The organism is Lentibacillus salinarum, from assembly GCF_042679865.1.
GTDB classification, from domain to species: domain Bacteria; phylum Bacillota; class Bacilli; order Bacillales; family Amphibacillaceae; genus Lentibacillus; species Lentibacillus salinarum.
In genome coordinates this window covers 192,898-205,486 of record NZ_JBHTNH010000002.1, presented here as the reverse complement: position 1 = coordinate 205,486, position 12,589 = coordinate 192,898, and the positions used below count along the sequence as shown (strand labels likewise).

Sequence of the window (12,589 nt, the reverse complement as noted above, 5' to 3'; positions counted from 1 at the left end):
TGCTGTCGTAGCTTTCCTTGTCCTGTTGCAACGCCTTTGTGACCTGCATCGTGCAGGCCCGAGCCGAATCGGACATTTAGGGACAGTTAGCCGCCGTTTTCTGGCGGGTTACTGTCCATTACATGCAGGATAATCAGCTGAAGAATGGATGATCATCGTTGATCATGATACGTTCAATATCCGTGGCATGTCCGGTCTTTTCATTGATGGTCACCAGTAAACCATTTAGTTGTGCCCTTCCGTTTTTGTCAATTTCAAAACGAACCGGCAAACTTGTTAAAAACTTTCTCAAAACCGATTCTTTTTCCATGCCCAATATGGCATCATAGGGGCCTGTCATGCCAACATCAGTTATATAGGCTGTTCCCTTTGGCAGCAAGCGGTTATCAGCCGTCTGCACATGGGTGTGTGTGCCGGCAACTGCACTGACTTTTCCATCCAAGTACCAGCCCATTGCCTGTTTTTCACTTGTGGCTTCAGCATGAAAGTCAACAAAAATAATGTTTGTCCGTTTTTTGGCCGCCGCAATCAGTTCATCCATTTTACGGAACGGATCATCAATAGCGGGTAAAAATGTCCGTCCCTGCCCATTAATGACAGCAACTTCCGTACCATTTATATTAACAAACGCCATCCCTTTTCCCGGGGTATCTGCCGGAAAATTGGCAGGTCGGATCAAATTGTTGGCATCATCAATAAATTCAAATATTTCTTTTTTGTCCCATGTATGATTTCCCATGGTGATGACGTTCGCGCCCCATTCCAAAAGCTGTTTATAAATTTTTTGTGTCATCCCTTTACCGGCTGCAGCATTTTCCCCATTGATAATGGTCATGTTCGGATGATATGTTTCTTGCAATCTGGGTAAATATCTCCGGACCATCTCTCTGCCCGGAGATCCGGTTACATCACCGATAAATAATAATTTCATTGTGCCCCATCCTTCTACCTGTTATTAGTCATAGTGTTTCATAGTGCCCGTGCATTGTAAAGTAATAGAGAAGCGGCCGGATCCGGCCGCTTCTGTTTACTTTGCATATTCGACTGTCCGTGTTTCTCTGATCACCGTTACTTTGATATGGCCTGGATAATCAAGTTCGCCTTCAATCTGTTTCCTAATATCACGTGCGATTCGAACAGAGTCAATATCATCAATTTCATCCGGTTTAACCATAATGCGAATTTCTCTTCCGGCCTGAATGGCGAAAGATTTTTCGACACCTGCAAACGACTCTGAAATTTCTTCTAGTTTTTCGAGACGTTTAATATAGTTTTCCAATGTTTCACTTCGGGCACCCGGTCTCGCAGCTGACAATGCGTCGGCTGCTGCAACCAGCACGGAAATGATGGACGTTGCTTCCTCATCACCGTGATGGGATGCAATCGCATTGATGACAGCGTCATGTTCTTTATACTTGATTCCAAGTTCCTTACCAATTTCCACATGGCTTCCCTCTACTTCATGATCGATTGCTTTGCCGATATCATGAAGTAAGCCGGCTCGTTTGGCCAGTGTTTCGTCTTCTCCTAACTCCGCAGCAAGCAATCCGGAAAGATAGGCAACCTCGGTCGAATGTTTTAGAACATTTTGTCCGTAGCTTGTACGATATTTCAAGCGGCCAAGTATTTTGACCAAATCCGGGTGCAGACCGTGTATTCCGACCTCAAACGTCGTTTCTTCCCCAACTTCACGAATGTACTCGTCAACGTCCCGTCTGGCTTTATCCACCATTTCCTCGATTCTGGCTGGGTGAATCCGGCCGTCCTGGACAAGCCTTTCCAATGCCATGCGGGCAATCTCCCGACGAATCGGATCAAATCCTGATAAAACGACTGCTTCCGGCGTGTCATCAATAATCAAATCAATACCGGTCAGTGTTTCCAGTGTCCGGATGTTCCGCCCTTCACGACCAATAATCCGACCTTTCATTTCATCATTCGGAAGGTTGACAACAGACACTGTCGTTTCTGCGACATGATCCGCAGCACAACGCTGTAAGGCCAGCGAAAGAATGCTTTTAGCTTTCTTATCCGCTTCCTCCTTGGCACGATTTTCAGCTTCTTTGACCATTAATGCTGATTCGTGACTGACTTCCTGTTCAACCCGTTCCAGAATAACCTGTTTGGCCTGATCAGTTGTATATCCGGAAATCCGCTCAAGCTCCGTTTGCTGCTCACTAAGCATCGCTTCCACTTTGCTTTCCATTTCTTCAATTTGTTGTTGTTTTTCTGCTAGTGTTTCTTCCCTTCCTTCCAGCATCGTTTCTCGCTTATCCAGCGTTTCACTTTTCCTGTCCAGCGTTTCTTCTTTTTGCATCAGGCGATTTTCCTGTTTCTGCACGTCCAATCGCCGTTCACGTAAGTCATCTTCTGTCTGCTGACGAAGTTGATGCGTTTCATCTTTCGCCTCGAGAAGCGCCTCTTTTTTGGCAGCATCCGCATTCCGGTGTGCCTCATCTACTATTTGTTTAGCCAAATTCTCCGCACTGGAAATTTTAGCTTCGCCAATAGATTTACGAATCAGATAACCAACAACAATACCGACGATCAGGATTACGGCAAGCAAAATGGAGATGACTAAGGGATTGTCCATGATTTCACCTCCTATTGCTATAAAGTTGTACAATTCATTAATGTCGGCATGTACAATGTTCAAATAAATAATTAATTGTATAATAAAATAGGAAATTATACAATTTAATTTTACTGTGACCATTCTCCAATGTCAAGAAAACGTAACAGTTAATCATTTAACAATGAAAAAAATCCTTTACTGACTTATGCAGCAAAGGATTTTTGGCTTATATGCAGGTTATTAAACATCCAAGCTTTCCTGATCGGCTTCTTCCGGCTCTTCCTCGGGTTTGTCATCCATATGATAATGCCCGCGAATGGTTTGTTGAATTTCCGTTTTCATGTCAACATTTTCTTTTAGAAACTGTTTGGCATTTTCCCTTCCTTGTCCAAGCCGTTCTTCATTGTAAGAATACCATGCACCACTTTTTTGAATGATATCCAGGTCTGAACCAATGTCCAGAATTTCCCCTTCCTTGGAAATTCCCTCACCGTACATGATATCAACCTCTGCTTGTCTGAACGGCGGCGCTACTTTATTTTTGACAACTTTTAACCTTGTTTTATTCCCGACCATGTCATTTCCTTGTTTGAGGGTTTCCGCACGGCGCACTTCCAGCCTGACAGAGGAATAGAATTTAAGTGCACGTCCTCCTGGTGTTGTTTCCGGGTTGCCGAACATAACACCGACTTTTTCCCTCACCTGATTGATGAATATGGCTGTTGTTTTGGATTTGTTAATGGCACCGGACAGCTTTCGCAGAGCTTGGGACATCAACCGTGCCTGCAGCCCAACGTGTGCATCGCCCATTTCACCTTCAATTTCCGCTTTTGGTACCAGGGCCGCGACGGAATCCACGACGATGACATCCACCGCGCCACTCCGCACAAGTGCTTCAGCAATTTCCAGCGCCTGCTCCCCGGTATCTGGTTGTGATAGGAGTAATTCGTCAATATCGACACCAAGTGCTCTTGCGTATGTTGGATCAAGCGCATGCTCGGCGTCAATAAACGCGGCTTGTCCACCCTGCTGCTGCGCTTCAGCAATGGCGTGCAGAGCCACCGTTGTTTTACCTGACGATTCCGGCCCGTAAATTTCCACGACACGGCCCCTTGGATAGCCACCAATTCCGAGTGCCACATCCAAAGCCAGCGATCCACTTGGAATGGTTGCCACCTTTTGTCCTTCCTGCTCTCCGAGTTTCATGATCGAACCTTTACCGAACTGTTTTTCAATCTGTTTTAACGCCATATCTAAAGCTTGTTTTCTATCTCCCAACGCGTTTACCTCCTTAATAAATGAGCTAGTTACATCATACTCTTTTTTCAACGATTTGCCAAGAAAAAACCGAATAAATGTTCCTGTATTTTGAGCATACGATATAACGTAATATAAAATTTTAATAGACCATGAACAGGAAAAATGAGTTTTTCACGCTAGGAATGTCCCAATAAATTCATTTTAACAAATGATATAAAAGTTCATAACCCTTCACAACAGCCCGATTCCTTACAGTTTGCCGATCACCTTGGAAGGTATATTTTTCCGCCAACTGTTTTCCGGATTTTTCAGAAATGGCAATAAAGACGGTGCCGGGTGGGTGGCCTTCACTGCTGGCAGGCCCCGCAACGCCCGTAAAACTGATGCCGATGTCCGAATCCAGAAGTGAGCACACATTTTCCGCCATGGCCAACGCACATGCTTTACTGACGGTTCCATATTGCCGCATAAGATCCGGCGAGACATTTAATACATTTTCTTTTACTTTCGTATCATAACAGACAATTCCACCACGGCATATTTCCGAAGCGCCTGGGACAGCAATCAATTTTTCAGTAAACATACCGCCTGTTAAACTTTCAGCGGCCCCGATCAATTGATTTCGGCGTTCAAGCAAACTGGACACGCTTTCTTCCAGTGTCGCATCATCCACACCGTAAAAATAGTCCCCAACTTTTTCCATAATCGTGGCTTTTGTTTGGTCAATCAAATGGGTCGCTTCTTGATCCGAAGCCGCCTTGGCTGTCAGCCGGATGGCAACACCCTGATTTTGCGCTAAAGGGGCTATCGTCGGATTAGTCTGTTGCTGAATCAAATCATGCAGCCTATCTTCCAGGCGCGATTCACCAATCCCCATAAAACGGAGCATGGTTGATTTAATCACCGTATCCTGGCCGATTAACTGCTGCAGATGCGGCACCACCCTATCGGTTGTCATCCGCTTCATTTCGCGTGGAACGCCTGGTAAAAATACCCATACTTTCCTTTCATGTGTCACGATCATTCCCGGGGCCATCCCTGTCTGATTTTCCATAACATCAGCACCTGCAAAGACACGGCCCTGCTTTCTGTTGTTGGGCGTCATGGCCGCTTGTTGTTTCTTAAAAAAAGCTTCAATTTTTTTCATGGATGGTCCATGTTCCACAATGTCCATATCAGTCATTTGCTGGAATGCCTCACGGGTCAGATCATCTTCTGTCGGTCCCAATCCACCAGTGACAATAATGATATCCGCCCGCCTGCCGGAGATCCGAAACTGTTCTTCAACCCGCCGGATATTGTCGCCGACGACAGCGTGGTGATGAACATTTATGCCAATTGAAGCCAATGTTTCAGACAGCCATTGGGCATTGGTGTTGGCAATTTGTCCCAGCAGCAATTCCGTGCCGACAGCCACAATTTCCGCGCTTGCTTGTCTCATTATTTCGAACCCCCCATGACATGCCAGTTTTTTACAAAATATTCATAACCAGATGCAATCGTAAAAACTAACGATACATAAAGCATCACCGTACCGAACGGAAAGCCAAGATAGGAAAATGGGAAATTATGCAGCAATAAAACAGCAATCGCAATCATCTGGGTTGCCGTTTTTAATTTCCCCATGCTGCCGGCCGCCAGAACGATTCCTTCACCGGCAGCCACGAGACGAAGGCCGGTTACCGCGAATTCCCGGCTGATAATAATGATGGCAATCCAACCCGGGGCAAGCCCTAATTCCACCAACAAAATAAGCGCAGCTGCTACGAGCAGCTTATCAGCCAGCGGATCCAAAAATTTCCCAAGATTCGTGACCAGATTATATTTTCGGGCATAATACCCATCGATCCAATCGGTTGCTGCCGCTATAATAAATAATAATGCAGCAACAAAATGCGAAACAGGTAATACCGTTTCTCCAATGTTCCACTCACCCCAATTGAATGGAACAGTTAACAAAATAATAAAAATCGGGATTAAAAAAATTCGTGAAAGTGTCAGCCTGTTTGGTATATTCACAGCTCTTCCCTCCTGCGTATGAAACCCTTCCCCGTTGAAATAAGGAAGGGCTTTTGGCAACATCGTTCCATTTAATTGGTCTGTTCACTCGCTTTATTGATATTAATCCAAATTTTTTGAAACACTTCATTGTCCGGATCCACCGGGTAATCCAGTTCAACACCGTCAATTGTAATGTCAAGAGCGGGTGTACTCCCAATATTTAACCATACCCGATCTAACTTGGATACGTCCAGTTCAATTGGTGAGTCATCAGCAGTAGCCACATCGGAAAACAGCACGTCCCCGTCACCATTTTCCACATCAAGCCATGAGTCATCTTTTGCTTCGATCGTCACTTGGACGTCGTCACTCGCATTTTCCAGTGTCAGTGTTGATTCAGGCGGGCTTCCTGTGCCCGCTTCCTCTACATTTAACACTGGTTCAGAGTCTGCAGGTTCTTCTTCCTTGGAATCCATATTGTCCTCATTGGCATCTTCTGCTTCAGTGTCACTTTCTGCTTCATCCCCGGCATCCGACTCGTCATTCTCAGGGTCGCGAAAGACTTCGTTACCAGACTGCGGTTCGACCGTCTCGGAACTCTCTTCCGTTGAGGAACCCTGAGTAAAGAACCATACGACAAAAATAATACCGATCACCAGCAACACAACGATAATGGTCGGAATAAATGAAAATACTGCTGTGCTTTTACTTGGATTATTATCTTTACGAGACCGGTGAATATGTGAATAGTGTGTTGTTCTGTCCTCCTCTTCCTGTGGGAGTTCCGCTTTATATTCTTCAAGCAGCTCGTTGGGGTCGAGTCCTACTGCCGTCGCATACTCTTTAATGAAGGCACGTGCGTAAAATGTGCCCGGCAGAATTTTGAAATTTCCCTGCTCAATCGCCTCGAGATATCTTTTTTGTATTTTTGTCGTCTCCTGCAACGTCTCCAACGACAAATTTTGATCTTCTCTCGCTTCTTTTAGCTTTTCACCGATCGCCATACTTAACACCATCCATTTCCAAAATCAAAACATTGAAAAACCATCTTCCTGACCAAAATGGCTGTTTTCAACTGGTTCATATGTGATTTTCTCATTTTCATCACGACGCAGTTCAATGATATAATCAAAATCCTTTAGTTTATATTCGGTAAATTGTACAAACATATCCGGATGTTCCACAACTTTGACCGCAGGAAGCTGCATAATTTCCCGAATAAGCTGCCAATGATTTTCATTAGCCCGGCGAGTTGAAACAATTCCATCGATAATGTACAGATTATCGGTATTGTATTCCCCCTGAATCAACTCGTTTCGGATGGTTTGCTTAAGTAAAGTACTTGATACAAACAGCCAGCGCTTGTTCGCACTAACACTGGCTGCCACAACCGATTCAGTCTTCCCGACACGCGGCATTCCCCGTATACCAATCAGTTTATGGCCTTCTTTTTTAAATAACTCCGCCATAAAATCAACCAGGATTCCTAAATCATCCCGAACAAACCGGAAAGTCTTTCGGTCATCCTCGCCACTTTGGATATACCGGCCATGTCTGACGGCAAGCTTATCACGTAGTTTCGGCCTGCGGATTTTGGTAATATTGATTGTGTCCATTGTTTGCAGAATGGACTTCAACCTGGTTACTTGCTCCTCTTCCTTACAAAGCAGCAGCATACCTCGCTTTGACTCGGCCACCCCATTAATTGAAAGGATATTAATGGAGAGCATTCCTAATAAAGAGGAAATATCACCTAATAAACCAGGACGGTTATATTGTATTTCATATTCAAGGTACCATTCTGTTTTCGCCATCGTAAACCCCTTTTTATACGTTCGCTTTCACATAGTCTCTACTACTATCATAAAGTATTTTAAGTATGAAGAAAAGGAGATAATACAATAATCAGGAAAAAATAAAGAAGCTGCATCGGAATACAGCTCCTTATTGAATCCTTAATTTATGCATTTCCCTGATTTTGGACAAGTTTAACCATTGCACTGGCCAACGCCTGTCTTTCGTCTTTTGAAGCCGCACTCCAAATTTCCTGCAAAACAGCCTCTTCGCTATTTTTGGCGCTTGTGTTATTGGCCAGATAATCACCAACTTCATAAGCCATGTTCGATAACGTTTCCTGACCCATTCCTTCAGATTGGGCCTGCTGAAGTCTGTCGGCCAAAAATGCTTTCCATGTGTCAAAATTATCAAGAACGGACATTTAAATCTGCCTCCTTCATGGTTTTTCATGGATAGTATTTGATTTATGCGTCTGTTTATGCATCGATTTTTCAGGAGCACCAGCCACCGCTGACATGAATGATCTCACCATGAATATAATCGGACTGTTCACTCATCAAAAAACTGACGGCATGCGCGACATCGTCTGGGGTACCAACACGGTTTGCCGGAATATCGTCAATGATCCTAGCTTTTTCCTCAGACAGTATATGCTGCACCATTTTTGTATCAATAAATCCCGGGCTGACCGCATTGACCGCTATGCCGGACGGTGCCATTTCCTTGGACAGTGCTTTCACAAAACTGTTTTGTGCCCCTTTAACGGATGAATAAACCACTTCATAAGAAGCACCAACCTCGCCCCATATAGATGTGATCAGAATTATCCGTCCTTGCTTTTGCTGGATCATACCGGGCAACAAGTGCTTTGTGATCGTCCAAGGCGCCTTGACATGGAGCGTCAGCATAGCATCCATGGACGTTTCATCCATATCCTGTAACAATCCATAATGCGCTTGACCACCAGCAAAAATCACCGCATCAACCGGAAAGACAAGCTGGTCGAGAAGGTAATGGATGCCTTCTGTTTGACTTAAGTCAGCTTGTATAGCCATGAGGACAGTTTCCTTATCCAGGCCGTTCCTGTTCTGTTCCAGTCCTTTTTTATTCTGGAAGTAATGCAATATCAAGTTATAGCCTTCATCGGCGAGCTGTTTGGAAATAGCGGTGCCAATGTCCCCACTTGCACCGATAATCAATATATTTCTCCCCATGCAAATCCCCTATTCGTTCATGATTTTGACAGCTGTAAGACGCTCATCATTGATCCAGCTTTGGACAAATGAATTGAAGTCTTCATCCTTCAGAGACTGAATAAATGGGATAATGGCAAACAAATCAACACCTACCGTATTGTAGTGAATATATTGGTTCGCCATAAACTCCAATGAGTTCATCGCCCGTAACAGCTGTCCGATCTTCTTTTTCTTCATGCGCTCGACGACTTCATGATGAAACACTGCTTGATTAGTGGATTGCAGCAATTCCCGGACCTTTTCCGAAAACCGATCCGGTTCACTTGTGTTGCCCCCGATAAATGTGTAGCCAAAGTTTTTCTCCAGACTCGTATCAAAATAAAAACTGGCATCGATTAGCTGCTCATCATACAACTGCTGATAAAATGGTCCGCCTTTGGAGAAATAAAAATCAACAATCATACTTTGCAGCAAATCCTGTTTCAAAAAGTCATCACCGGTCAGTTCAGCGGCCACTTCTTTAATACCAATCGTACATTTCGGGATGGTCACTGGCATGGTTATTTGCTTTTCTTTTTCGGCAACTTCAGTGGGTTCCTTCGAGTATGACCGTCGGATATCATCCATTTTAGCAAAATCCTTGGATGCCTGGTTATGTTTAATCACATCCATCATGTGCTGCGTGTCAAAATTACCGGCAATGAACAATGTCATATTTTCCGGATGATAAAACGTGTTATAGCATGTATATAGGTCGTCTTTCGTTATCGTATGAATGGAATCAACCGTCCCCGCAATATCAAGATGCTGATGAAACATAGCCTTTAAGGCTCCCATGATCATTTGCCAGTCCGGCTGATCATTATACATCTCAATTTCCTGGGCGATGATGCCTTTTTCTTTCTCAACGGATTCCTCTGAAAAATAGGGATCCTGAACAAAATTAAGCAATGTTTTGACGTTTTGGTCAATATGACTTGTCGCTGCAAACAAGTAGGCTGTTTTGGTAAAAGAGGTATAAGCGTTAGCTGAAGCCCCTTGTTTGCCAAAGTCAGCGAATACGTCACGGTCTTGTTTTTCAAACATTTTATGCTCCAGGAAATGCGCCACCCCTTCCGGTACGGTGATCGCTTCCGTTCCATTGAGGGGCACAAAAGTCTGGTCGATCGAACCATAATTCGTCGAAAATATGCTATACGTTTTCGCCATTTCCGGTTTAGGCAGCAAAATAACCGTCAAACCATTAGGCAATTTTTCCTTATAGACAACTTCTTCAATATGGTCATAAGCCAATTTATTCATTGGTATCATCCCCCTGGCTGGTCAGTAAATAAATCGTGTCCAGATTCAATTTATTGGCGACTTGTATTACGTCTTCTTTTCCGACGTTTTTGACACCTTCAATCAAGTCTTGAGGCGACCGCTGTTTATCAGCCACAACCTGCTGGTACAACAATTCAGTCAACCCTTTTGGATGGTCCATCGTTTCGAGGAGCTGATTAACGATTAATTCCTTCGTATCGGCCATTTCTTCTTCCGTGAAATCGCCGTTCTTCATCGCTTCCATCTGCTGTTCTATAATTTCTCTTGCCTGTTCATAGTCGTTTGGCGCTATACCGCTAAACACGAATAACAACCCTTTATGGCTTTCAAATTGTGACGCGGCATAGTAAGCGAGACTGTTCTTTTCCCGGACATTAATAAATAATTTAGAACTTGGAAATCCGCCAAACAGACCATTAAAAACATGCAGGGCAACGTAATCGTCGTCATGGAAGGTTATATTTGTCCGGTAGCCAAAGTGCAATTTGGCCTGCTGGATGTTTTGTTTGTCGATGACAACGTTTGGCTCATCCTGCCGCTTTACCGCGGACGTTTCGTCATTAACTGCTCTGACAGCAGCATCACGCTGAATGGCTGATGTTAATTTATCTTTGATTGTGTCACTATCCACATCGCCCGACACATATAAATCAAGCAGATCGTCTTTTAACACGGACTGGTAGCAGGTATATAAATTTTCTGGTGTAATGGCTTCCAAGTCTTCTTCATAACCGTGAACGTGCAATTGATACCGTTCATCATGGCACATTTCATCAATCAGGCGCATGTTGGCGAAACGCATTTTATCATCACTGATGGCATTGATTTTCTGTTTTAGTGTATCTTTTTCCCTGGCAACCACCGATGGAATAAACGCATTGTGCTGGTGATGCGGCTGAAATATAATCTCCTTGAATAACGCGATGGCATCATCGAGGATGGAAGACTCATTGGCGATGAATTTCTGATGGCGAATTCCAGCCGTACCGTCAAAATGTGGGAATTGCCTTTCTTGGAGCCATCGATGGCTAAAACCGCCCCATATAAACGATCCAGTTCCGTTTGAAGCGCACGCCGATCCGGATAGGATTGTGTACCCTGCTGCAGAACATATGGCAACAATGCACGCTTGGTGATTGTATCCCGTGTTAAGGGGGCTTTGAACTTGGCTGTCAAGGAGATGGTTTTAAACTTTTCCGTCGGTACAAAATGAAAATGAATGCCATGTTGCTTCAAGATTTCTTCCTGGGTCCCATTCATTCAGGATCCTCCCTTATGTATAGACTTCTAAGCACCATATTGGTAGTGTGATTCATTTAACCAATATTATAGCAAAAACCCGAGTCGCTTATTGTCAAAACAACTCAGGCTGTCATAAAAACTTATCTTGTTCCCTTAATATGAGATCGCCATTCGCTCTGGGTGCCTCGGCACGGCCAATAAAGCCTGCCAGTACCCGTATCATTAATACGTATGGTCCGCAGCACCAATGGAATGCCATTTCACGAAAATGACCGCAGCCAGTGACATACATCTTCCCAAATAAAGTGAAAACAAATCCAACCCTTTACATCCGTTTTCTTAAAACGTGAAAACTGAAGACATCAGACCGGAAAAAATTTGCCGAGTATAATACCGGTTCATCATCAGCGGTATAGTGCATTTGCTTCAATAATAACAAGGATTGTTCCGGGTCACATTTTAAAATCTCATAAATCCGATCGTGATAACTGATGGGTTCAATATGCGTGACGGCATATGCTATCTCTTTCCCGGAGTATTCTTCCATCAGTTTAAAGATGGAGTCTGCTTTATGGGCGCGGTCCAACGGTATTAATCCTTCGGGCAATTTATCAATACAAAAAACAACAGGTTCCTGGTCTGCTGTCCGGACACGTTCAACTTTTGCCAATGTATGAATTTCCTTTGGCGCGAATTTAATCTGTTCATCCTCAGTCGGTTCCTGAAATTCAGTGGATAAGAATTGCGAACCCGGAACCTTTCCGGACTGTTCAATCATATATGTAACACTGTGCAATTGTTCAATTCCTGATGAGAAAATCGGCTTGGGGTTGACGAACGTCCCGACGCCATGACGGCGGGTTACAACATTTTCCTCTTCAAGAATCCGCAATGCTTCACGCAGCGTGGCACGGGAAACGCCGAGTTCCTTGGAAAGCTGATATTCAGAAGGGAGCTTTTGTTTTGTTTTATATTGACCGCTTTCAATATCACGTTTAAGCTGATCAATGACCTGTAAGTATAAATGACGTGAATCGATTTTCAATGACACGGTATCCCCCCTTATAGTGGGATTTGCAACAACATTGTTAGAAATCTGACATCTGACGTATGACTATTTAATTCGACATAAATATAACATGTTCTACAAGATAAATAAATAGATAGTCATGACGTTTCGCAAAAATTTTTAAGT

13 protein-coding genes are annotated in these 12,589 nt (G+C 43.9%); all 13 read right to left on the bottom strand.

The genetic code is table 11. The features are described 5' to 3' along the window. Positions 1–133: 133 nt before the first annotated feature. Positions 134–931 carry a TIGR00282 family metallophosphoesterase gene (locus ACFQ4A_RS01775; RefSeq protein WP_382397116.1) on the bottom strand — a complete coding sequence of 266 codons (798 nt, stop codon included), beginning with the start codon at positions 929–931 and terminating at the stop codon, positions 134–136. 96 nt (positions 932–1,027) lie between these two features. After that, positions 1,028–2,593: a ribonuclease Y gene (gene rny / locus ACFQ4A_RS01770; protein ID WP_382397115.1), complete on the bottom strand. Its 1,566-nt coding sequence runs from the start codon at positions 2,591–2,593 to the stop codon at positions 1,028–1,030. A 222-nt stretch (positions 2,594–2,815) separates the two neighbouring features. Then, positions 2,816–3,853: a recombinase RecA gene (gene recA / locus ACFQ4A_RS01765; RefSeq protein WP_382397114.1), complete on the bottom strand. Its 1,038-nt coding sequence runs from the start codon at positions 3,851–3,853 to the stop codon at positions 2,816–2,818. A gap of 178 nt (positions 3,854–4,031) precedes the next feature. After that, on the bottom strand, positions 4,032–5,276 hold the full coding sequence (locus ACFQ4A_RS01760; protein ID WP_382397113.1) for a competence/damage-inducible protein A: 1,245 nt from the start codon (positions 5,274–5,276) through the stop codon (positions 4,032–4,034). Next, a complete protein-coding gene (gene pgsA / locus ACFQ4A_RS01755; RefSeq protein ID WP_382397112.1) occupies positions 5,276–5,854 on the bottom strand; it encodes a CDP-diacylglycerol--glycerol-3-phosphate 3-phosphatidyltransferase in 579 nt (192 codons plus the stop codon). The genes ACFQ4A_RS01760 and pgsA overlap by 1 nt, the downstream gene beginning before the upstream one ends. 71 nt (positions 5,855–5,925) lie before the next feature. Then, positions 5,926–6,840, bottom strand: coding sequence for a helix-turn-helix domain-containing protein (locus ACFQ4A_RS01750; protein WP_382397111.1), 915 nt, complete (start codon positions 6,838–6,840; stop codon positions 5,926–5,928). Between the two features lie 24 nt (positions 6,841–6,864). Continuing rightward, the gene (locus ACFQ4A_RS01745) at positions 6,865–7,650 is read right to left on the bottom strand and encodes a DUF3388 domain-containing protein (RefSeq protein WP_382397110.1); all 786 of its coding nucleotides are present in this window, start codon (positions 7,648–7,650) and stop codon (positions 6,865–6,867) included. 146 nt (positions 7,651–7,796) lie between these two features. After that, entirely contained in the window at positions 7,797–8,054 is a 258-nt protein-coding gene (locus ACFQ4A_RS01740; RefSeq protein WP_382397109.1) for a DUF3243 domain-containing protein, read from the bottom strand. 70 nt (positions 8,055–8,124) lie between these two features. Beyond that, entirely contained in the window at positions 8,125–8,847 is a 723-nt protein-coding gene (ymfI, locus tag ACFQ4A_RS01735) for an elongation factor P 5-aminopentanone reductase (protein WP_382397108.1), read from the bottom strand. A gap of 9 nt (positions 8,848–8,856) precedes the next feature. After that, complete coding sequence (gene yfmH / locus ACFQ4A_RS01730) at positions 8,857–10,131, bottom strand: EF-P 5-aminopentanol modification-associated protein YfmH (protein WP_382397107.1); 1,275 nt, start codon at positions 10,129–10,131, stop codon at positions 8,857–8,859. Continuing rightward, positions 10,124–11,077 (bottom strand): EF-P 5-aminopentanol modification-associated protein YfmF, encoded by a 954-nt coding sequence (gene yfmF, locus ACFQ4A_RS01725; protein WP_382397515.1) that lies wholly within the window; start codon positions 11,075–11,077, stop codon positions 10,124–10,126. The genes yfmH and yfmF overlap by 8 nt, the downstream gene beginning before the upstream one ends. Beyond that, positions 10,987–11,412 carry a hypothetical protein gene (locus tag ACFQ4A_RS01720; protein WP_382397106.1) on the bottom strand — a complete coding sequence of 142 codons (426 nt, stop codon included), beginning with the start codon at positions 11,410–11,412 and terminating at the stop codon, positions 10,987–10,989. The genes yfmF and ACFQ4A_RS01720 overlap by 91 nt, the downstream gene beginning before the upstream one ends. Before the next feature lie 307 nt (positions 11,413–11,719). Continuing rightward, positions 11,720–12,445, bottom strand: coding sequence for a GntR family transcriptional regulator (locus tag ACFQ4A_RS01715; RefSeq protein WP_382397105.1), 726 nt, complete (start codon positions 12,443–12,445; stop codon positions 11,720–11,722). Positions 12,446–12,589: the final 144 nt, after the last annotated feature.

Coding starts and splice junctions, on each gene's coding strand:
- ACFQ4A_RS01775 (WP_382397116.1), bottom strand. CDS start 931: ATGAAATTATTATTTATCGGTGATGTAACCGGATCTCCGGGCAGAGAG.
- rny (WP_382397115.1), bottom strand. CDS start 2,593: ATGGACAATCCCTTAGTCATCTCCATTTTGCTTGCCGTAATCCTGATC.
- ACFQ4A_RS01760 (WP_382397113.1), bottom strand. CDS start 5,276: ATGAGACAAGCAAGCGCGGAAATTGTGGCTGTCGGCACGGAATTGCTG.
- ACFQ4A_RS01750 (WP_382397111.1), bottom strand. CDS start 6,840: ATGGCGATCGGTGAAAAGCTAAAAGAAGCGAGAGAAGATCAAAATTTG.
- ACFQ4A_RS01745 (WP_382397110.1), bottom strand. CDS start 7,650: ATGGCGAAAACAGAATGGTACCTTGAATATGAAATACAATATAACCGT.
- ACFQ4A_RS01740 (WP_382397109.1), bottom strand. CDS start 8,054: ATGTCCGTTCTTGATAATTTTGACACATGGAAAGCATTTTTGGCCGAC.
- ymfI (WP_382397108.1), bottom strand. CDS start 8,847: ATGGGGAGAAATATATTGATTATCGGTGCAAGTGGGGACATTGGCACC.
- yfmH (WP_382397107.1), bottom strand. CDS start 10,131: ATGAATAAATTGGCTTATGACCATATTGAAGAAGTTGTCTATAAGGAA.
- ACFQ4A_RS01720 (WP_382397106.1), bottom strand. CDS start 11,412: ATGAATGGGACCCAGGAAGAAATCTTGAAGCAACATGGCATTCATTTT.